At 51.3% G+C, this 21,426-nt stretch carries 17 protein-coding genes and 1 tRNA gene; 12 read left to right on the top strand and 6 right to left on the bottom strand.

All coding sequences use genetic code 11. The features are described from left to right. The first annotated feature begins 305 nt into the window (after nt 1–305). A complete protein-coding gene (locus tag ACR3EH_RS02370) occupies nt 306–722 on the top strand; it encodes an HIT family protein (RefSeq protein WP_171646797.1) in 417 nt (138 codons plus the stop codon). 390 nt (nt 723–1,112) lie between these two features. Here ACR3EH_RS02370 and lipB read toward each other — a convergent pair whose 3' ends face one another. Together lipB and ACR3EH_RS02360 are read right to left on the bottom strand one after the other, a co-directional pair. After that, the gene (gene lipB, locus ACR3EH_RS02365) at nt 1,113–1,769 is read right to left on the bottom strand and encodes a lipoyl(octanoyl) transferase LipB (RefSeq protein ID WP_171675494.1); all 657 of its coding nucleotides are present in this window, start codon (nt 1,767–1,769) and stop codon (nt 1,113–1,115) included. A 39-nt stretch (nt 1,770–1,808) separates the two neighbouring features. Then, nucleotides 1,809–2,468, bottom strand: coding sequence for a DsbA family oxidoreductase (locus tag ACR3EH_RS02360; protein ID WP_171182738.1), 660 nt, complete (start codon nt 2,466–2,468; stop codon nt 1,809–1,811). 141 nt (nt 2,469–2,609) lie between these two features. On the opposite strand from ACR3EH_RS02360, the gene ACR3EH_RS02355 reads away from it, so the two are divergent. From ACR3EH_RS02355 to ACR3EH_RS02335, 5 genes are all read left to right on the top strand, one after another. Next, a tRNA-Leu gene (locus tag ACR3EH_RS02355) sits at nt 2,610–2,696 on the top strand. 181 nt (nt 2,697–2,877) lie between these two features. Beyond that, nucleotides 2,878–4,122 (top strand): tyrosine-type recombinase/integrase, encoded by a 1,245-nt coding sequence (locus ACR3EH_RS02350; protein WP_171182739.1) that lies wholly within the window; start codon nt 2,878–2,880, stop codon nt 4,120–4,122. A gap of 145 nt (nt 4,123–4,267) precedes the next feature. Then, on the top strand, nt 4,268–4,969 hold the full coding sequence (locus tag ACR3EH_RS02345; protein ID WP_171182741.1) for a C39 family peptidase: 702 nt from the start codon (nt 4,268–4,270) through the stop codon (nt 4,967–4,969). A gap of 76 nt (nt 4,970–5,045) precedes the next feature. Then, complete coding sequence (locus ACR3EH_RS02340; RefSeq protein WP_171182743.1) at nt 5,046–6,485, top strand: peptidoglycan-binding protein; 1,440 nt, start codon at nt 5,046–5,048, stop codon at nt 6,483–6,485. A gap of 221 nt (nt 6,486–6,706) precedes the next feature. After that, a complete protein-coding gene (locus ACR3EH_RS02335; protein WP_171182745.1) occupies nt 6,707–7,057 on the top strand; it encodes a hypothetical protein in 351 nt (116 codons plus the stop codon). A 796-nt stretch (nt 7,058–7,853) separates the two neighbouring features. On the opposite strand, the gene ACR3EH_RS02330 is transcribed toward ACR3EH_RS02335, so the two are convergent. Next, nucleotides 7,854–9,287 carry a sensor histidine kinase gene (locus ACR3EH_RS02330; protein WP_171675496.1) on the bottom strand — a complete coding sequence of 478 codons (1,434 nt, stop codon included), beginning with the start codon at nt 9,285–9,287 and terminating at the stop codon, nt 7,854–7,856. A 271-nt stretch (nt 9,288–9,558) separates the two neighbouring features. Between ACR3EH_RS02330 and ACR3EH_RS02325 the strand changes: the two genes are divergently transcribed. Continuing rightward, complete coding sequence (locus ACR3EH_RS02325) at nt 9,559–10,923, top strand: cytochrome P450 (RefSeq protein ID WP_171182749.1); 1,365 nt, start codon at nt 9,559–9,561, stop codon at nt 10,921–10,923. Between the two features lie 63 nt (nt 10,924–10,986). On the opposite strand, the gene ACR3EH_RS02320 is transcribed toward ACR3EH_RS02325, so the two are convergent. Further along, the gene (locus ACR3EH_RS02320; protein ID WP_171182751.1) at nt 10,987–12,123 is read right to left on the bottom strand and encodes a response regulator; all 1,137 of its coding nucleotides are present in this window, start codon (nt 12,121–12,123) and stop codon (nt 10,987–10,989) included. A 403-nt stretch (nt 12,124–12,526) separates the two neighbouring features. Next, the gene (locus tag ACR3EH_RS02315) at nt 12,527–13,267 is read right to left on the bottom strand and encodes an acyl-homoserine-lactone synthase (protein WP_253746376.1); all 741 of its coding nucleotides are present in this window, start codon (nt 13,265–13,267) and stop codon (nt 12,527–12,529) included. A 556-nt stretch (nt 13,268–13,823) separates the two neighbouring features. Between ACR3EH_RS02315 and ACR3EH_RS02310 the strand changes: the two genes are divergently transcribed. After that, a complete protein-coding gene (locus tag ACR3EH_RS02310; protein ID WP_171646803.1) occupies nt 13,824–14,765 on the top strand; it encodes a response regulator in 942 nt (313 codons plus the stop codon). Nucleotides 14,766–15,061: 296 nt separating this feature from the next. Here ACR3EH_RS02310 and ACR3EH_RS02305 read toward each other — a convergent pair whose 3' ends face one another. Further along, a complete protein-coding gene (locus ACR3EH_RS02305) occupies nt 15,062–15,343 on the bottom strand; it encodes an Arm DNA-binding domain-containing protein (protein ID WP_171182755.1) in 282 nt (93 codons plus the stop codon). A 388-nt stretch (nt 15,344–15,731) separates the two neighbouring features. Here ACR3EH_RS02305 and ACR3EH_RS02300 point away from each other — a divergent pair, with 388 nt between their 5' ends. The 4 genes from ACR3EH_RS02300 (at nt 15,732) to ACR3EH_RS02285 (ending at nt 21,388) form a co-directional block, all read left to right on the top strand. Beyond that, the gene (locus ACR3EH_RS02300) at nt 15,732–17,606 is read left to right on the top strand and encodes a glycosyltransferase family 2 protein (protein WP_171182757.1); all 1,875 of its coding nucleotides are present in this window, start codon (nt 15,732–15,734) and stop codon (nt 17,604–17,606) included. Nucleotides 17,607–17,714: 108 nt separating this feature from the next. After that, entirely contained in the window at nt 17,715–18,386 is a 672-nt protein-coding gene (locus ACR3EH_RS02295; RefSeq protein WP_171089425.1) for a class I SAM-dependent methyltransferase, read from the top strand. A 22-nt stretch (nt 18,387–18,408) separates the two neighbouring features. Continuing rightward, nucleotides 18,409–19,461 carry a glycosyltransferase family 2 protein gene (locus ACR3EH_RS02290; RefSeq protein ID WP_253746378.1) on the top strand — a complete coding sequence of 351 codons (1,053 nt, stop codon included), beginning with the start codon at nt 18,409–18,411 and terminating at the stop codon, nt 19,459–19,461. 25 nt (nt 19,462–19,486) lie between these two features. Then, nucleotides 19,487–21,388: an ATP-grasp fold amidoligase family protein gene (locus ACR3EH_RS02285; protein ID WP_171182759.1), complete on the top strand. Its 1,902-nt coding sequence runs from the start codon at nt 19,487–19,489 to the stop codon at nt 21,386–21,388. The last annotated feature ends 38 nt before the right edge of the window (nt 21,389–21,426 follow it).

The raw sequence follows: 21,426 nt of genomic DNA, 5'->3' as shown, positions 1-21,426 counted from the left end.
ATAGGTGCCTCCTGTTGCAACTACACCGCGCAGTCGGACCTCTCCAACGCGCGGGATTCCTGCTGGTTTTAGATTGCGAAGAGAGCACCTTCAATGGCCGAGTTTGATCTGGATCAAGATTAATTGTCGCGGGCAGGGGGCTGCCCCGCGATTTTCAGGCCTCGAACGGCATCTATCTGGGGATGCTCGCCCGGTTTTCAAGCCATAAGCACCGGGTTGAAACAGGCGCTTGGCAGATATCCGCCTTGACCGTCATGAACTGGCGTCTCAGAACTACGCCGACACCCGCAATCCGGAGACTGAATATGGCTGACTACGATCCAGACAACATCTTTGCCAAAATCCTGCGCAATGAGATCCCCTCGACCCGTGTGTACGAGGATGACGAGACGCTGGCGTTTATGGACATCATGCCGCGATCCGATGGTCATTTGCTTGTGATTCCGAAAACCCCATGTCGCAATGTTCTGGATGCCACGCCCGAGCAACTGGCGGCGGTGATGAATACCGTTCAAAAAATGGCGCAGGCCGCCAAGGCGGCATTTGATGCGGATGGGGTGACGATCCAACAGTTCAATGAAGCGGCAGGCGGGCAAGAGGTCTTCCACCTTCATTTTCACGTTCTGCCGCGTCACGAAGGCGTGTCGATGCGCCCGCCGGGGAACATGGGCGACTTCGAACAGATCGCGCAGCACGCCGAAAAGATCAAAGCTGCTTTGTAAAGCTGGGTTTCAGTTTTACGCCTGCGACGGATTTTTGACCAGCACTCTTTAAAGGGGCGCGAAGTTCAGTCGTCTATCAGGCAGGGGAAAGAGAATTGCCGTTCCGATTTGGGGTCGGAACGGCAGACTCGTAACCAAACACTTCTCGGATTTCGAGGGCGAGCCCTGGATCACCGGTTAACATACCACTCACTCTTGATTGGCAGTTTCATATTACTCGTTAACGGTCCCTTTGTATCTAAAAGAGTTAAAAATTAGCTGAAGAAACTGATAAACCCAGGGCATTCAGGGTTAATTGCGTAAGGCTTCGGAAACAGAGCCATTCGCCTGAGCATATTGTTCTGATACTTGCGCGCTAACACCGATTCGCCTTGCGGTTCGATGGGGTTTTCACGCGTCTTTTGAGCCAAAGACCTCAGTAAACGTCTTCTCCAAAGCTGCATCAAGATCAGCCATAGTGACGGGAAGCCCCAGATCAACCAGAGAGGTCACGCCATACTCAGTTATGCCACACGGCACGATGCCTGAGAAATGCTCCAGATCCGGTTCCACGTTAACCGAGATGCCGTGAAAGCTGACCCATTTGCGCAGGCGCAGGCCGATGGCCGCGATCTTATCTTCTGCTGGCTTGCCGGTCACTGTCAGCGGCTTGTCATCGCGGCGGACCCAAACACCAACGCGCCCGTCGCGAATCTCACCGCGTACATTGAATTCAGCCAGCGCCGAGATCACCCAGGTCTCCAACTGCTTCACAAACTGGCGTACATCGCGTCCACGCCTGTTGAGATCCAGCATGACATAGGCCACACGCTGACCGGGCCCGTGATAAGTGTATTCGCCGCCGCGCTTGCTTTCATAGACCGGAAACCGGTCAGGATCGGTCAGGTCCTCAATCTTGGCTGAGGTGCCTGCGGTGTAAAGGGGCGGATGTTCCAGCAGCCAAACGCATTCTTCAGCGTCGCCACGCGCGATCCCTGCGACGCGGGCCTCCATGAAGGCCACGGCGTCGTCATAGCTGGTCAGACCATCGGTGATTTTCCATTCCATGCCGGCCTCATATCCGCCCATAGCGGTCAGGGGAAGGGGTCAGGCGGCCTCGGACAGGCATCGTTGCAAGACTTGCGCATAGGTTTCGGTCCCTTGCGCCCCAGTCAGCAGGTATTTTCCGCCAAACACCATGGACGGTACGCCGGAAATACCTCGGCTGGTCCAGAATTGCTGTTTCTCGCGAACGGGGCCCGTGTGTTTGCCACTTTCAAGCGCTTGCCGAGCAGCTTCCGCATCAAGCCCGACTGATCGAACGGCATCCAGCAAGACCTCAGTGTCCGAGACGTCCTTCTGCCGGGTAAAGTACGCATCAAATAGGGCAAGTTTCAGCGGGTGTTGTCGACCTTGCCCTTCTGCCCAATCCAGCAACTGATGTGCGGCAAACGTATTCACCATCCGGCTTTCGTCGCCGAAGTTGAACGTAAACCCCAACTCTGCGCCAATCGACGTGAGCCTGTCCCGCGCTTGCTGGCTTTGTTCGGCGGTGGTTCCGTATTTCTCCATGATATGGTCGCGCAGGTTTTGACCTTCGCGTGGCATATTCGGGTTCAACTCGAACGGATGCCAGCGCAGCCGGGCCAAAACACCCATTTGCTGCAAGGCCGTGTCCAATTGTTTGAAGCCAACAATGCACCACGGGCAAACCACGTCTGAAACGATGTCGATCTGTACAATAGGGCGGTTCTCGGTTGAGGTCATTTCGGGTTCCTGTCAGATCGGATGTGTGGTGATCATTCAGCTAGATAGGTCTGCTGCGCGGTAATTTAAACCAGAGCGTTTTTGCCTCTTCACATCGCGCGCGCCAACGTCTATACGCCGCTCTACCAAGTCACTGGCAGTGCGGTCGTGGCGGAATTGGTAGACGCGCAGCGTTGAGGTCGCTGTGGGGTAACTCCCGTGGAAGTTCGAGTCTTCTCGACCGCACCAGAACTAGCTTGATCAGTTGGTTTTTGGCCTTATAAACAAGGGCATTCAGCATTTTCCGAGTGTGTCGCATAACGCAAACAGCACACACGGACAGCACACAATGGCCTTTGAATTGACTATCAAATACGTAGACCAAATCAGTGACACTCAGTGGCGTTTCCGCAGAAGGTGGCCAAAGAGGGTGCGCGAAATTCTTGGTGAGGACGCTTACCAGAAGCACATTAAGGCACGTGATGGAGCCGCCTTTCAGCGCGAGTATCAGTTTCACCTAGGAAATTTTGACGCCATTGTTGAGGACACCCTTAGGCGGCACCCTGAGGTTGATAACAGGTCGGCCACTCAGAAGTTCATCGATACCCAGCGCCTAGCAGAGCAATACATGGAGGGTGTTCAAGGGTTGGACCCGGAAGATAGCTGGACCCGTGGTGTAGTGGGGCACAGTCTGGCTGCCCGTGGAGAGGACCCAGAAGTGGTAGCGGCTGTCCTGAACCCTAATCGAGAGCCCCCGAAGCCCTCGCTGGCCGACATGCGAGACACCTATGCAAAGGACAAAGGTTTGGCCGAAGACCGAAAGGCGATGGTGAGAATTGACCGCACCTTTGGCCGACTGAAGGACGCCCTAGGCAAGCCCCTTGAAGATGTGAGCATTGAGAGTATCGACCGCCAGACTGCGCGTAGCTTTATGGACCATCTGCTTGGCCTCAAGAAAGCCTACGGACAACCTCTGGCCCTGAAGTCGTGTCAACGTGAGGTGATCATAGTAGCCGCTGCCTACAACCATGCTGTCAGGGAATTGGAGATACCATCTGAGCGAAACCATTTCGAGCGTCTGCCTTGGCCTAAGGAACAGGTTAGCTCACTGGATAAGAACGTCCCGCTACCAGACAGCGTTGTCGACGCCGTGCAAAAGACCTTGGAGGGTGGTCGCAGCAAAGACCTTCCTGTTATGTGGCGGGTGCTGAAGGGTACCGGGATGCGCCTAGGCGAAGCCTGCGGTCTGCGCATCAGCGATGTGGACCTGACAGGGGAAACTCCATCCATCCTTATCACCCCGAACGAAATAAACGGCATCAAGAACAGCAACAGTGACAGGTACGTTCCAATAGCCTCAGACAGCCTCAGGGAGCGTGTTGAGGGGCATAAGGGTAACCAGCCTTTATTCCCTTCTTATGGCCGTGACGGAGGCCCTACGGCTGCCTCTGCGGCTTTGATGAAAGCTGTTAGAAAGAACACTGACGACAAGCGCATGAAGGTCCACGGGCTTCGACACAGAGCAAGCGATAAGCTGAGGGACGCAGGTGCACCTGTTGAGGTGCGTCATGGTTACCTTGGGCATTCCGCCCAATCGGTAGCAGAGAATACATATGGGGGACGTGAGGCACGGCTTCGAGAGTTCGCTAGGTGGGGCGTGAAAGCGGGACTTTAAGTTGGTTATTAGGCCGTTGTCCTGCCGTATTGGCTGTTTCAGACATGAACTCAACCATAGCCACATTTCCTACTCTATTTGTGCTTTCGAGCATATTTGGTACTGTTAATCAGACACTACCGCCATTTTCGAAAGTTAGTCGTTTATGCTTGTGCCAAAATTTTTTGAGACAGAAAAAAGGGTAAATGTGTGCGCTGCTCTGAGCGCGTGTATATTCAGGAGCCTGCTTACAGTTTCTTTTCTGGTTACAGTACTTGTTTTTGCGCCTGCTAATGTCTTTGCTGAGTTATCATGGCGTGACGGGTCAGTCGCACATCGAAGTCTTCCACCGCCAGATATGTCAAAAAGCTATGTGCGATTGGATGTACCCCACATCAAGCAAAAGCCCTACCTGTGTGTGCCCACTTCTGCCGCAATGGTTATCCGTTACTATGGTGAAAAAGCAAATCCCACTCAGCTAAAGAAGCTGGCTGAGGACCACAAGCCTCCGAACCTCAGAAACGTTGAATTCACTTACTTTGTAGATCTTGATCATGCTCTCAGGCAATTCGGTTACAAGTGGAAAATTCGCAGTTTTCCGAAGACAAGCGCTGGCTTTAACTCTGGTCTTAAGCAGATTAAGAAGCACCTCTCCAAGGGAATGCCGGTGTTAATTGATGTTCACCAAGATGATGGCCACACTTTTGTGGTAACAGGATTTGATGACAACCGTCAGGTTGTTTTCGTACGAGACCCTTTATTGCCTAAGAACAGGTCGCGCGTCTTTAGTTATCGAGAGCTGTCTTACTTTTGGCACGATCATCGTTTTGGAAATAGCCGAACTGCAGTTTTCACATTTCCAAAGTAAAATGAAAACTCGTTGAACTGCCGGGTTCTGAAGATTGAATCCTAGGCATTAGTATTTGTGTTGGAGGTCTTCTCGCTTGGAACGGCGGATTGCAGCAATTTTAGCCTGTGACATGGTCGGCTTTAGCCGATTAGTGGAAACAGATGAGGAGGGGACGCTAACCCGGCAAAAGAGATACCGACTAGAGCTGATAGAGCCGTCAATTTCGAAGTTTAATGGCAACATAATCAAGTTCACCGGCGATGGATTACTAGCGGAGTTTTCCTCTGTAGTCGAAGCCGTTCAGTGCGCCATACACCTTCAACAAGAAATCAGTGCACGAGAAGAAGGTCGCGAAGCTTCGAAAAAAATCAGCTACCGCATGGCCGTCAACCTTGGGGATGTAATCTTCGATGACGGTGACATTTTTGGAGACGGCGTCAACGTGGCGGCTAGGCTCGAAAGCATTGCTCCCGCTGGGGGTTTAGTGATTTCTGGCGCAGCCTACGACCTGCTTAAGAACCAAGTGCAGGTCGACTATCAGTCGCTTGGGAAGAAAAAACTAAAGAACATCGCGTCTCCGGTTCGTGTTTATTCAGTTCTTCCAGTCAATTTGCAGAACAGTGAAACTAAGAAACTGTCTAGACGTTTCACGCGACCGGGCATGACAGTACTAGCCTTAGTGGCAATTCTGCTTGCAGGGCCCATCTTCTGGGTTGTTTCTTCTAGTGGTGATCTACCGGACTTGGAATTTCGCCTGGAACAAATGGCGCGTGATGCTCAACAGCGACTTACTGAAGAAAACTACCTAGTAGAATATGACCCCGGTATTTTTGGAGTAAACACTAGGATGGCATTGGCTGATTTTCAGTTGGACCACGGCCTCCCCGAGACGGGTATACTATGCGCTGACACCGCTAGTGCCCTAGGAGTTCCAATGCGAATTCTGGGTGCCGATTGGGATAATGTCATAGCAAATCGCCGCAAAGCCATGATACGGCACCCAGAGGTGTTTTCGGTTCTCACAGACGATCAGCGCCTAAGTCGCGTTGCTACCGTATTTGAAGGAATGGAGTTTGCCTTCAGTTACTTTAATGACCACTTGTATGTTGCTGTTTTGGCAAATGGTTCAACCCCGTGGTCCGATGCTGTTCGACTTTCGAAACAAGCGAACGGTTATCTAGCCGCGATTTCATCAAGTGAAGAAAACAGCTTTGCCTTTGATCTCTCCACCAGTGATGCAAAGTTCTGGGTGCTTGGCGATAGTGGATCAGCGTGGATTGGACCAACAATAGGCCTATTCCAAAAACACGGGGCACCAGAGCCGTCTGGTGGTTGGAGTTGGATGAATGGAGAGCCTATTTCTTACACAAACTGGGCACGAGGTCAGCCCAATAATTGGGGAGGCGTAAACGAACGAACTGCATCATTTTATTCACAAATTCTCCCGTCTCTAACAGAGACAGAAACGGTTTTAAGTCCAACTTGGAATGATGAGCGTGAATGGGTTCATTCATTCCTAGTCGAGATTGAATGAGCTGTACTTTCGGCAAAGAAAGATTCTGACCGCACGGCACAGTTTATCTTCTGAATACGTCTGCTAGGCGTGCTATCTTCAGACAGTCCCTTTGTTTCCCTTGAAGGCCCCCACTGTAGGTTGGTCCTAGTTGGTAGCGGAAAAAAACGGGGAGAGATGAACTCTCCTGGGGGTCACTTCTCACCATATAAATAAGGTGCTTAAGGTCACGTGCCCGTTAGATGAAAGTTTTAGTTCACGCCCTTCCTAAGGGGCACCATCAGGGGAGACTCAAGGGTCGCATTCTGCTGAGGGAGAAGTTCCTCGACGGTCTGACCTACGGTGTCCCGGAGATTGACCCTGCCTCTGGTGAGGTCATCTCTCGCTCTGAGCCTAGGGCAAGTTGGTTGGCAGAAGCCCACAGGTTCCTGAACTCTGAGGACAAGAAACGTGAGGCCGAAGAAGCCGAAGCCAAAGAGAAGGCACGACAGAGTAACGCCTTAGAAGAGGCCATAGGAGAACTGCCTGAGTTTGCCGAGGATGAGGGTAACGCACCCAAGGCGCGCTTTTCTTTAGCGTCGCTTGCTGTTTGATAACCGGCCCATGCTTCGGCACGCACTTGCCGGAGAGAGGACACGCTCTCCATCACGAAGTCTCGTGGCTGCATGGATACCGCTTCCTTGCGCAGGTCATCCAACAGTCTCCGCTTCCATCTGTATGCTGTATCAACGGAAATTCCGAACGCATCGGCAATGGCTTGGCCGAAATAGTTCTGCATCAACATCGGGTGCAGTAGTTGTCTGACAATTTCCCACTGTTGCTCTGAGCGGAGGCGACCAGATTGCCGGACCATTGTTGCAGGTGAATGTACAACTTCGGTATCGGGTTGGGCTTGGTCGGTCGTGGGGCAGGGCTGCTCGGTCATTTTGAAACCTTTCCGATACATGGGGGTATGAATCGATGAAGAAGCTGAATATGTTGACAGTCCGGCGGTCATTGGCTTCTTTGTTTCCGGTTTACATCAATTAGAACTACTAAAACGAACAAAACACGAGAAATTCTCGGTGCTTGGACAGCTCATTCTTTATGATGTTCGTGGAAGTATCGCGGCCTGCAAGTAGTAGGCCTATTTGCCGAAAGTTGTGAATCTACTGCATCTTCGGAAATGTATCTGGTAACGAGTGTGCTGTTCCGATCTCATGACCGGAACAGCATTTTCTTTTTTTTGGAGTTGCATTGGCAATATGCAGGCTCCCTCATTTTACCGCAGGCGGATTCGAGCTTGCCATGAGGTCATGTAATTTTGGCGTTAAATGTACGGCGAAAAATCCGCGCTAAAATCATGGGGTTCCTTCGAAAAAGCACGGTGACTTGATTAGTGGGATTCGGCTAAATTTGCTTGGATTGCGCGGTGCACGGTAGTGAGGTGTGCTCGGCTCCGGCGGAATCTACCTCGTGCCCGTTTATCGCGGGGAACATAATAAAGAACTCTGTGCCTTCACCAAGTTTGCTGCTGTAGTCTATTGTTCCGCCAAAATGCTCAACAATTTCCTTTGAAATGTGCATCCCGAGTCCGGTACCGCCTGCGTGACGTTCATCGGAGGAGTCTATCTGAGAAAAGCGATCGAAAACTTTGTCATGGAACCCCTCAGGAATCCCGATGCCATGGTCTTTGACGAAGAGGCGAATATTCCCGCCGACTTTCTCGCATCCGACGGTTATCTCGCCACCATCAAGGGAGAATTTAGCTGCGTTTGAGATAATGTTGGCCAACACCTGAAGAAGGCGGGAGGCATCACCTTTAACGTACAGATCATTGTTTCCCCTCAAGTCTTCTACAATTTCTACGTTGTGAGCACTGGTGTATCCCATGTTACAGGCAATCGCTTCCTGAGTCAGCGCATGTACATCAACAATTCCTTCACGGTAGTTCATCTCGCCCGCTTCCATTTTTTGAATGTCCAGCACATCATTGATTAGGGATGCGAGCCGTTCGCAGTTTTTACCTGCTAAATGAATGAGGCTTTGCATTGATTCTGGAGCTTCACCCAATGCGCCTGTGTTGATTAGGTCAAGTGATCCCTTGATCGAAGTGAGAGGCGTACGCAGTTCATGGCTAACTGTCGATATGAACTGAGTTTTCGCAATGTAGGCCGCCTTTGTTCTTTCGTGCTCTGCTTTGAGCTTTTCAAGTTGTTCCAAATTCCTGCGATAGAGCTTCAGAAACACCATCGAACAGTCAATCAGAAAGTACATTACAAAGATAACGGTGAAGAAGTGCAGCCAGAGCTCAGATGAAAGCTCGGGGCGTTCGATCCAGATATCCTTGACGACAATCAACATGAACGATACGCCGTACATGGTCAGACGGATAATCATTGCCCACAGAAACTGATGGTTGTTCATTGCTGCAAACAACGCCGCAGCAAACAAGAAGAACATTGGAGTAAAGTGACCACCGGCGGGCTGTGCGAAAGCAACTGAAACAGCATACAGGCAGATTGCAGTTGCGCTGAGGATCGTATTCAACAGAATCCAAACAACCATCATACTAATTGCTTTGTGCTGATCTGGCTTTAAGCGCGGTACGCGTTTGGCCAGCAATAAATCTTGCGCTTCGCAAATTAGGATTGTCCCGTAGAACAGCATGGCGTTAATGGGATCGAAGAAGAACGCAGTCAAAATGGTCGTGGCCAGATAAATAGCCTGCCGCTGCCACAGAAGCGCAAAGCTCATGGCAGTATAATCTTTGATGTTTTGCAGAAGCCGGTTTTCCGTTTCACCAGAGTCCCGGTCCGGCAGATTGGCGTCGATGGCTGTCATCTAGATGTCTTCGTTTTTCGCGCTTGGACAGTACCATTAGCGGCACAATGAGGACTTAGTTGGTCTGAATTGGGTTCACAGTTTGGCGCTAATCCTTTGCAGGCCACCGTGATTGTTGGCGTTTCACGCAAGATTCTGGTGTGAGAGGTTGAAAAATTTTTGTTGCGCAAATGCAGTGTGAGGCGCCCAAAATTGACGATCTCGTTGCTAAGTGCAATTTTTTTTATCTTAATGTGCCAGAAAGAAGGAGAAAATCTAAAAGGGTTGGGGTTTGACTGCAGTTGAATTTACGAAGTTGGGGCAGGGCGCAGTCGCTCCTGTTTCGGCTCGGCTTGCAAAAAAGCCGGTGACACTGCTTCAGTTTGCAAGGTCCGCTGGTCGAAACATGTTTGAAGTCATCCCGGCCGAAACTCTGCGTGAAACTTATGTTCGTGGGCCCTTGAACATACACTATATCTGCGATCCTGAAATAATAACCGAGTTACTTGTCGGGCAGGGTCGTTCGTTTCCTAAAGCCAAGTTCACTAAAGACATTATTGGATCGGCTGTAGGCAACGGGTTGATACTCTCTGAAGGGGAAAAGTGGCGTCAGCAGCGGCGTAGGTATTCTCCACTATTCGCCGCCAGGAACCTCCCGGTTCTGGCTCGGCATTTTGCAGAGACTGGTTTCGAGATTGCAGATTCATTGGCGGAACACGAAGGCCCCGTAGATGTTGCACAAATTGCGCCTGCGTCAACGTTGACGAATATTTCCAGGGTGATTTTTTCGGGTAACAAGAAAGTCAGTTCAGAGCAAATACGCGTGGGGCTGATCAAGTATTTTGAGTACATCTCTGATTTGTCTCTTTTCGATTTAATGGGTTTGCCAAAGTGGGTGCCGCGCAAGAATTGGCTACGCAGCCTGGCCCCGGTCACTAATATGCGGAACCTTGCCAGACAGGTTATTGATCAGCGTCGCTCCGAATGCCGCAGCGAGCCACAGGATTTCCTCGATTTCATGATTGAGGCGTTGAAAACAGATTTCGAGGATGAAGCGACAACCGTTGACAACCTTTTAACCTTTGTCGTCGCTGGTCATGAGACTTCCGCCAACGCTCTGGCCTGGGGGTATTATCTGCTGGCGTTGCACCAAGATATGCAAGCTATGGTTAGACAAGAAATTCGGTCGGTACGCCCAAAAGGTCCAATGGAGTTTTCTGATCTGGAGGCAATGCCACTCCTGCGCGCCCATGTAAAAGAGACGCTGCGGCTTTACCCTTCAGCCGCGTTCTTTGCTAGAGACGCAATTGCCGACCTTGAAATCAAAGGGGTAAAGATTGCAAATGGTGACGCGCTGTTCTTCCCAGTTTACTCTTTGCACAGAAACGAAAAACTATGGGATGCTCCTGACCACTATCGACCGGAACGGTTCTTGGGATCTACACTACCTCGAGGTCAGTACATTCCGTTTGGAGATGGTCCAAGAATCTGCATTGGTGCTCAGTACGCTGAAACTGAAATCATGGTACTTATGGCTTCGGTGCTCCGTCGAATAAATTTCTCGATTACAGAGTCTGAATTACCGGAACCAGTTTTGACATTCACCATGCGTACCAGTGGCCCACTCATCCTCAATGCCGAACGGGTTCGCGAATAAAGTTGATATCTAAACTCCAGTGCCTGACCTTTGTTCGACGTCAGGCTTGGCGATAGAATTAGCTTACTGCCGGCGAGTGAGGTAAGTGTTATCGCCGTACAGCTCACGCAAGACTACATCAAACAATCTATCGTTGACCATTTCTTTGCGATGCGGGGTGGGCTCTGAAAATGTGGAAGAGGTTGTAACCAGACCCTTTCTGAGATCGGCCTCACGATAATTCACTTTTTTGATAGCCATGTCCAAAGAGGCGAACGCTCCAACCTTCGTAATAGAACGAAGCGATACCGGTGTACCTTTCACTACTTTAAGATGGACAGATGCGCAGCGGTTGCTGAGAACAGTCCCTAGTTCTTGGTTTAGGAAAGCTTCGGTCGGAATATTCTGGGTGTGTTCCCGCCCATGTGTAACAACAAGAAATACGCCGCTCCCGCGATAGGAATAGATTCCTCCAGCAGCCTGTGTTGTTCTTTCAATGCAGAATCCAATGTCGGAAACAGATCGCCGAAAATCACCAAAATTCTTCAGATCAAAGTGATACTCGGCGTCACGAAATTTGATTGCGGTGACCCAGGTGTCAAATCGACGCCTCCGTGAAAGCTGCTGGACATAGTTGTCGAATTCGATATACCCCAAGCATTGTTCCTGCTCGTCGATAGACAAAGGATCCTTGAAATTGAATTTCTGGTTGAAATCCAATTCACTGCGAAGATTTTCTATCGACGCCGATGAGGATTGGGTTTTCTTTCTTTCCATCATCAGAAGGTGAGCAGCGTTCATACGGCTGCGCAATTCAAAGAAGTCGAAGGGTTTAGTTACATAATCAAATGCGCCTTCTAAAAATGCCTTCTCGATGTTGTGCCTGTCATCCAGTGCAGTCAGCATTATGACAGGTGTTTCCAGATTTTCCGGCAGGTTTCGGATTTGTGAAAGCAACTCTATCCCTGAGGTTCCAGGCATCTGAATGTCAACAAGCAGACAGTCGAACGGGGATTCTGCTGCTTCTATCATCCCAAGCGCTTCATCAGCTGAACTGGCAGCAGCCACATTGCAGTTTTCGAGTTCAGGAAGTGCTGACTGGAGCAATTTCAAAATGTCAGGATCATCATCAACCGCCAGTACAGTAAGTGCGGTCTTTCTTTGCGCTCGATGCTCTAAATTTCTTTGGAACCGATCACTGCCAAATGTGGAATGTCTCATAACTGGTGAACCGTCGATATCCTCATAACGGGATAAACTTATGAGGAGAGTGGGTCGAAACAGCGGCAAAAATGGAGAAAGTCTTCGTAGAAAGGGGCTTTTTCTTGACCTTTATTTGCCGCCAACGGCCTCAACAACGAATTGCCAGTTATTGTTGTGAGCTAGCGTCGCTTTCTCTTAACCTTATTTTTTCGGCAATCTGTTGGCGCGAAAGGGCAGTCTACGATCGCAAAACTACGGGATTGAACAACGGTTGGAAGTCTACGCATCGACTCTGGAAACCCCACGAAAATGCAACACAGCCGAGTTTTCCCAATAGTCTTAAAATCAACCTTGGTTGCAATGAAATATGCGTCGGGCGTCCAAGAGCAAATAAGACAATCTAGTGGGTGAGGTGTTCCATTTACTTGTGGATATTAAATAAAACCGACTGACTGATGGTGCCATCGATGGAAAACTTTGCGCCGACAGGCGAGGCATTGATGCCCAGTCGCCGTGACCACCGCGCCCAGACTGAGGGGACGATGCCCAGGATGCTGGTTGCACCACCTTCCATCGCGACAGTAGTCATCTGGTGAAACAACTCTTGTTGAACCGGAAGCCTGCGTGACGATGCAACATCCTTTGCCACGAAGAAACGGGAAGCTTCCCAAACAGAGCGCTTTACCGGGGCGTCAATAAATAGAACGTCAGATGGTATTCCTTTAAGGATACCTCTTTGCGCGTCGCGCAGCATATAACTATATACCCCGCACTCTGCGGTCGTGGGCAGAAGTCGCACACCTCCTAAGACCTCACCGAATTCATGCAACACAACCCATCGACAGGCTGGCGTGTCGTATTGGTCAAATTCCATCCCGTCAGCTTCACCAACTTGCCACTTTAACTGGTCAATGAAAATTGATTTTCTGGTTTCAAGGTATTTTGTCAGAAGGGTGCCATGCTCGGAAATATTGCGAAAATTAAGTGTAGTCGCGCGAATATGGCCAATATTACCACGTGGCATTGGCGGACTGCTGTTGACAGCAAAAATTTCTAGTCGCGCCAAAGTATTTGGTGCGTCTGAAGTGCCGTTAGCAGGTGTTAGTTCCGGAAGCTTTTCCGGGACCGGGTATGTCTGCTTATACCTGAGTGGTTGGTCCATATTTTACTCATATTTCTGACACACTTATGGCAAGATTTAACTCAGCTAGTCCACAACCCTATGCGGTAGTTGCCCGAATAGATGGATAGGTGTGTCTAAATCTCCTCCCTTCCTTTGGTTACCTTCGCTGACTGACCAAAAACTCTAGAAAGTTCTTGCCTTCTATTTTCTTCCGCAGGTTCAGTTTTTTTTCCTATGTCTGGCAACACTTTGAAAAAATACAGCTTCTCTTATGTATTCTTTTCAAATTCTCGATGGATCAGGCGCGGTTTAGCTATCCGATAGTATTTCGAGGCCGTCGTGACGGCTGATAGGAGCAAAGATAGAACGGCATCAAGAATTGGAGAGATTTGCTTTTCAGTATGCGCTCTCGCACGGGAAGAATTGTACAAATTAAAAAAATGCACAGACATAAGGAAGCCCACCTTATGTCACCGTTTTGCCGCCTTCGTAAGAGAGGCTGAGAAAACCCTGAGTGTATCATTCGCGAGCCAACCGTTGCCTGAAGTCTGCAATGCCCAACGTTTGGTGAGATGTAAAAGGTTGGTGAAAAGTTATGCGTATACTTGCTGTAGACGACGATCCTAGCATCCTGGAGTTGCTAGATAGAGTTCTAGACGCGTTCGGTTATAAAGACGTCGTCACCGCCAGAAGTGGGCCAGAGGCCATTGAAATACTGTCACGACCTAACGAAGCGTTCGACTGCTTGCTACTGGATGTGCAGATGCCGCAAATGAATGGCATAACTCTTTGCGAAGAAGTGCGAAAATTACCAGAATACACGTACACGCCCATTATCATGGTGACCGCCATGGTGCAAAAAGAGTACATCGACGAAGCATTCGGAGTTGGGGCGACGGACTACGTTACAAAGCCTTTTGAGTTCTCTGATCTGAAGCAGAGGTTATCTGACGCCTATAGAATGGCAGCGGAACGCAGAGCCGCAATCGAAGTGCTGGAAGCTGAAGCGGATTTTGAGTTGTGTTTTGGTAATAGTCCGGACGTTCGCTTAAGTGATCCGCAATGTTTCGGAGATTTGCCCGGTTTCATTGGGTTAGCTGAATTTGAGAACTACGTAAATCAGCTTTCAACGATGCACTCCATGGCTGCAAAGCTTGTGGCGGTGAAATGCATAGGCGCCGAACAACTCTTTGAGAAGAGCACGGTCAGTGAATTCCGAAGTGCCATGACTTTAGCTGGTACAGCGGTTCTGTCAGCTAGTCAGGAAGGGCGTAAAGTGGCGACCTATTGGGGAAATGGCGTGTTCTTGGTGATCTACGACAATCAAATTAATTTGAGCGTGGACCAGTTGGGAGCTCCGCTTCCGGAAGCATTGAAAGAAATTTCCAGTGACACCACTTCAGGTCGGCCAATTGGCTTCCAAGTTAGCGAAGAAGTTATGCTTAAAGCCAAAACCAAGATGGAGGCGTTGTTCTTGATAGACAAGGCCGTCGAAATGGTTGAAATGTCGGAAGGTCGAGCGGCGAATATCGGTTAAAAAACTGCATATGTGGATCGTTTTTGAGACTAGGCTGCTGATGAAAAATACATTAGAACGCCCTGAGTTTTTCATTTTGCTGGTTAAAATAGATCCGCGAGCTCGTTCATCAGACGTTCATCCTTTTTTGCTTTTGGCCTACTTTGTCCGTTCTCAGTGCCTACCCGGCGGCAACAACTCGGAGAAAGAGCCGTAAGCTTCTTCTCGAAATTTGATCTGATGCGAGATCCGGCGTATTCGCCTCTCTGAAGTTTCCTGAAGGTTTCTTTCGCGATCACGGTCAAGGCGTGATCGGTCTAAGCAGCTTCCCGGCGTATCCGTTCTTGTTCTTTGATGGGGTCTTTGCCTTTGCGGGCTATGGGTCGCCATTTCTCGGCTTCCTCGCGCGCTTCCTTCAAAGATACGGCTGACAGAGCGCCCAAACCCATCTCTCTGCGACGCCCGTGGACATGGACCCGAAGGAACCACTTGCCGTCATCACCATCTTTTTTGTGTAACCAGAGGCCCCCGCCGTCCGAGTATTTGCCGGGTGGGGCATTCTTTACCTGCAATGATGATAGCTTGTTGAGTGCTGGCATTGGTTCACCCTCTGGTCCACCTTATAGTGTGAGACGCAGTGAACCGCTCTGACGCGAATGGAAAGCACAATTTTATGTTTTGCAGTGGTTTAGTAGAATTCTTGAGGCAACCTGAAGCGGTCAGAATTATGCGTGTTCAAGTCTTCAATGCATCTCGACCGCACCAAATCATACCTTAATCCTGTGGCACGCTCATTTTCGCAAGCTGCCAGGCACGTGCGCTTCGGACACGGTTGTGACGTCTGAAAGGGCAACAAGCTGCTGCCCACTTGCATTGCCAATCCACGGCCCGTAACACAGCCCTGTTCAGGGATGCGAGCTATGCCTTTGCTCGGATGCGTTTTTCCTGCATCTCTGAATGCCGGGGCCATGATTGCGGGATGCGTTGATGAGATTAGTCATTTCCACGATGAAAGATGAAGGCCCTTTCATTCTCGAGTGGATTGCCTACTACCAATCGATCGGTTTCACACATTTCATCGTCAACTCGAACGACTGCTCGGATGGTACGGATGCGATCCTCAAACGGTGTGAAGGGCTTGGTTTTCTGGCGCATATCGACAATCCGGGACCGTGGAAACACGGGCCGCAAGCCTCGGCTTATGCCAACGCAATGAAGCATCCCTGGTCGTCCGAGGCCGAGTGGATTCTGGTGTGTGATGTTGATGAATTCTTCGATATTCGCGTCGGCGAAGGCACGCTGGACGATCTTTTCCGAACGTTGCCACATGCAGATGGTTTTGCGGCGCTATGGCAGATGTTTGGGCACAACGGGATTGTCGAGTTCGAAGACAAGTTCGTAATTGAACAGTTCACGCGCGCCGGCGAGATGGGCATGGTCATGCCGCAGAATTTGCGCGCGTTCAAATCTCTGATCCGCAACAATGGATCTTATCGTTTGGTCAACACGCATCGACCGCGCGGTCCGATCAAGGGTAAAGTTGAAAACTTCGCTTGGGTCGATGGTGACGGCGATCCGCTACCACCTGCAATGCGTCGGCGTGGCTGGGCGTTTACAACAACTGGTGCGGCCTTTGGAACTTCGTTGTTTCGTATGAACCACTATGCCGTCAGGTCCATCGAAAGCTATCTGATGAAGCGGCTTCGCGGGGATGTGAACACAACGGCGTTTCATCCCAAGATGGAGGCGACCGGACAGGCCTATTGGCACATGCATTGCTTCAATGATGTCGAGGAACGGTCAGTTCTGTCCAAGCTGGACCGTATGCGTCACGCATATGAACGCCTGTGTCAGGACGAAATCTTGCGAAACCTCCACGAACAGGCTGTTGAGTTTCATAAGTCCCGGATTGCCACGGTTCGCCAAACCGACGCCGCCAAGAGCTTTATTCGGAGGTATCAGAATTTCCGCAGCGGCCAGAACCTGAAAGCCTTGGATTTGGGGGTCCTGGAAGAAGCCAACACTTCGTTCGATGTGGAAGTGTACAAAGACCCCGAGGTCAGTTTTGCGCAGGTCGCGAAATGGAACCGGATCGGGCAAATGGCGATAATCTCGAACAATAAGACGCTGAATTACCCGTGGTTTGTTCGGCTTGATGCCCTGGACACGCCAATGGATTGTGAACAGGCTAAGACAGAACACGCCAAGATCACTGACCCGAAACAGGTCGATCTGCCGTTTGATCCAAGAGATCCCAGTTTTTTGCCGCAAACACCTAAGGAAGTTGAAAGAACGGCAAAGCAACGCAAGAAATTCCTGAAGTCGATCAGCGGAAAGAAATCCTGGGTCCTGATCGGGCAGGTTGAACCAGAAATCGTCCAGGAAATACTGGATTTGGGTACTGTTGCGCAATTGACCGTAATTGCGCCTTGGGGCTTGTCCTGGAACGGGTTTGCCTGCCCGGACACGACCCAAGATGAGGGCGCGCAGGCGCTTGACCGCGCGTTCTATGCGTTTCTCGAGTATTTCCGCGAGCCCATTCTGTCGGGAAAGTTGCGTGTGTACAGGGCGATGCCGGCCTTGATGTTGAAACTGTTCAAAGATCAAAGCATTGGCGTCGTCGTCATTCGTGGCGTTCGCGCCGAACGCGTTATGCTTCAATTGCTGAGACGGATCGACAGGGTGCTTGCGCCGGGTGGCAGCATCGCCTTCACGTCTTACAGGCGCGGCAAGGGGTCGTATTCGGGGATGTCTGCTGCGATCAACCGGTTCCTGGCGGGCAATGCCGGGTCCTACAGAATAACCAGCTTAGAGCCACCGTGGCTTGGGATCGACAAATTGCCCCCGCTCGATAAAGAATAACCTAAGCTTCTGGCTCTTGCGCTGTTGTCGTGGTAGCGATCTAGAAAAGAACAAAGTGGGGTGGTCGCATCGTTTTGATGCCTGCTTCGAACACAGAACGAGGTTGAGATGGCAAACGAACCCCAGATCATTGGTGCCGCGCCGGGGCGTAAGGAAAAGCCGCAGGCCGACAAGGCAACCAAGCGCAAGAACACCAAGGATGCAATCCGCCGCACGTTTCTGTCGCGCCTTCCAAAAGGAGGTGTCGCAGTTGAAATCGGTGTCTGGCAAGGAGAGTTCTCGCCGACCATTCTCAAACTGATTGAGCCCAGTCAGCTGTTTCTTATCGATCCTTGGAAACACATCGGGGAAGAGTCGCACACAACCGCATTTGTTGGCCGGACCGAAGACGAAAAGATGGAGGCCATCTTCCAGAAAGTGGTCAAGTCGTTCGAAAAAGAGATTGAAGAGGGCAAGGTCGGTATCATCCGGGATTTCTCGGTGCCTGCGCTTGAACTGTTTGATGACGAAAGCATCTCGTTTGCCTATGTCGATGGCGACCACTCTTATGAAGGCGTGACCGCCGATCTGGCGGCACTGTTTCCCAAGATCAAACCTGGTGGGATCATGGCCTTTGATGACTACCACCGTCGGGGCTGGTGGGGTGATGGCGTCATCCGGGCGGTGAACGAGTTTCTTGGCAAGTATCCACGCGCGTTGCGCATCCGGGCAATTGCCGGTGCTCAGATCGCCATTGAAAAGATTGTTCCGCAGGATGACAGCAAAGGGCAGGCCAGTTAAGCGACGGGATTGAGTGGCAGCGATGGTTAAGCCTGAAAAAATCCTCATCACCGCGATGAAGAACGAGGGGCCCTATATTCTGGAATGGGTCGCCCATCACAAGGTTTTGGGGTTCGACCGGATCATTGTCTACACCAACGATTGTACGGACGGCACAAACCAAATACTTCGCCGTTTGCAGGACTTGGGCCATGTCGAGTTTCACAAAAACCGCGTTGGAACAGGTGGGATTCACCGGTCCGCTCTCAGACAGGCGCGCCGTCTGCCGGTCGTGAAAGAGGCCAAGTGGATTTACGTGGGCGACGCGGACGAGTTCCTGAACATTCACGTCGGCAATAACAAGCTGGACGACCTGATCGAAGCGACACCGGGGGTCGATGTCATCTCGATTCCGTGGAAGATTTTTTCGAACAACGGTCGGCACGTGATGCGTGATACGCCTGTGACGCAGCAATTCTTTGACGGTGAGTTGGACTATGAACAGGGTGGGGCAGGGCGCCGTTTTGTGAAATCCATGTTCCGGCAAGGTGAAGTCTATTTACGCTATGGGCTTCACAACCCTCATCCCCGGGCCGAGTATCAGGCGGCAGTTTTCCGTTCTGTGCCCGGAGGGCATGCCAAAGAACCCGCGCCTTTTGGCAATCACGTCTCGCCACCCTTTGGCTTTGAAATCGCGCAAATAAATCACTATGCGGTACGGTCTACTCAAGCTTACCTGGCTAAACGAAGTCGGGGCAGGGCGAACCACTCATCTCAGACGCTTGGTACGGACTATTGGGATCGCTGGAACCGCGGCGGCGCAACGGATGACACTATCCTGCGATACAAGGATGAGGTTGACGCGGTGTTAGAGGAGTTTCGAGCGGATGACCGGCTTAAACGGTTACACAGAAAGTCTTTCCGCTGGCACAAGGCGCTGATCAACGATCTTCTGAAACAGCCAGATTACAACGAACTGTACCAGAAACTGCTGGCAAAACCGGCGGTGGAGTTTGTCAAAAAAGACCGCATTGTGCGGGAGCGGCTTTCGGCAGAGCCCACCCCTGCATCCGGTGAACAGACGCCAGAAACCTAACAGATCACCCCTCGGAGAAAAAACTATGGTTGCGGATCGCTCTCTTCCGACGATTGGGATGCTCTGGATGGAAGGCCGTCTGAGTTTTCTGGAACAGATGTGCATGCTGTCCTTTATCGAACAGGGCCACAGGCTGGTTTTGTTTCACTATGGGCAGGTCGAAAACGTACCGTCTGGCGTTGAATTGGTATCGGCCAACGAAGTGCATGAGCCGAAACAGTTCATCATGAACAACCAGTTCAAAACGCCGGTTCCGCAATCTGACATCTTCAGATTGCAGTTGATGAAAAAGACGGATTTCCTGTGGTGCGATACGGATGTGGTGGCACTGTCTCCGATCCCTTGGGCTGATCACATCTTTGGCTACTTCAACAGAGACACGATCTGTAATGCCGTGATGCGGCTGCCCTCGAACAGTCCGGCACTGGACGCGTATATTGAGTACAGCAATGATCCTTACCCGATCCGTCCCTGGGTCGAAGGTGATGAACGGGCAGAGCTTGAGCGGATGAAGCGCGCCGGCGAGTTGCCGCATGCTTCGGATCAGGAGCACAGCGTTTACGGACCGGGTGTCATGACATGGTATCTGCGCCAACATGACGAACTGAAAAATGCCAGTCCAATCCCGGTGTTTTATCCGTTGCCGTTCCGTCAGGCCGGGCAAGCCAACGATATTCACGTCCGAGAGTTCAGAAAGACATACATCAAGGACGACACTCTTGCAGTGCACCTGTGGGGTCGCCGGATGCGGTGGTGGATCGCAAATGGCATCAAAAGGCATTCTTTCCTGGACAGACGCTTGCGAAACCTGGGCATCCGAGCAAGCGATGCGCCTCTGCCGCGCCATGGCAGAAAGGGGCCCAAACCGATCGAGTTTCCGGCCGACCTGCCCGCGTTACGGCCAACAACAGAAGACATCCGAAAAGCCACAGGCGGTGCAATGTCTACGGCCCTGCTGTCAGACAGAGAAGACTATTTGAAAGTCGCGCAGGCAGAGCTGGACAGGATCCATTCTGACAATCTCTATGGCGGGAATGATCTGCCCCGTCCGGGCCGTCTGCGTGGCTGGGATCACTACGGCAGTGAGGCTGCGCGTCTGAATGCGCTTGCCATGTCGCTGTTCAACTATGCCGAAAGCCACCGCCGTCTACCTGATCTCTGCGCGCCGAAAACCTTTTCCGAAAAGCTGTTGGTGATGAAGCTGTTTGGTGCAGTTCCCGACGCGTTTGTTGCAGAACAAGACAAAACAGTGGAGCAGGTGCCGGACGGTCTGACTGTGCCGAGGCGTGTATGGCATTCACACATACCGACCCTGCCTGAAGCGCTTTCTGACGAGCCCGGTGAATACAGCCTGAAAGGCTCGGCCAGCGTTGCGCACAGGATTGGCGTGTCGCTTCCGCTGGATGACGCTGAGCGCGACGCGGCAAACAATCAGATGGCCGCGTGGCACAAAACCAAAACGCCGGAAGGGTTCTGGACCGGGGACTGGTGGCGCGTTACCCGGCAGCCCAACTATTGTCTTGAGGAAGATCTGACAGCCGGTGAACACACAGTCACCGATTGGAAGTTCTGGGTGATCGCTGGCTGTGTTCATTTGGTGCAGGTCGACCGTGACCGGGGGCGCGGACGCATTCAGATGCTGCACGACCGAGACTATACATTCCGACCAGATGAGTTGTTTTTCCCAACCAGTTCGGACACAGAGCCGCGGCCCGCGCAATTCGACGAGATGGTCGGGATCGCAGAAGCTCTGGCGCAAGACGTCGAATTTGCCAGAGTAGATTTGAGCTTGGTGGGGGAAAGGATCTGCCTGCGCGAGGTTACTCTGTCTCCGCTTGTCGGAAAACTGAAAATACGGTCAGACGCGCTGGATCAGCGATTGGGCGCGGCGTGGGTTGGTACGTCGTTGTTCCCGAACGAAAATTAAGCTGCATGCCAAATCTGGTATGGGGGCAAGGCGTTCGC

It is taken from the genome of Ruegeria sp. BG7 (genome assembly GCF_056535685.1).
This window is presented reverse-complemented; position numbering and strand designations above follow the sequence as displayed.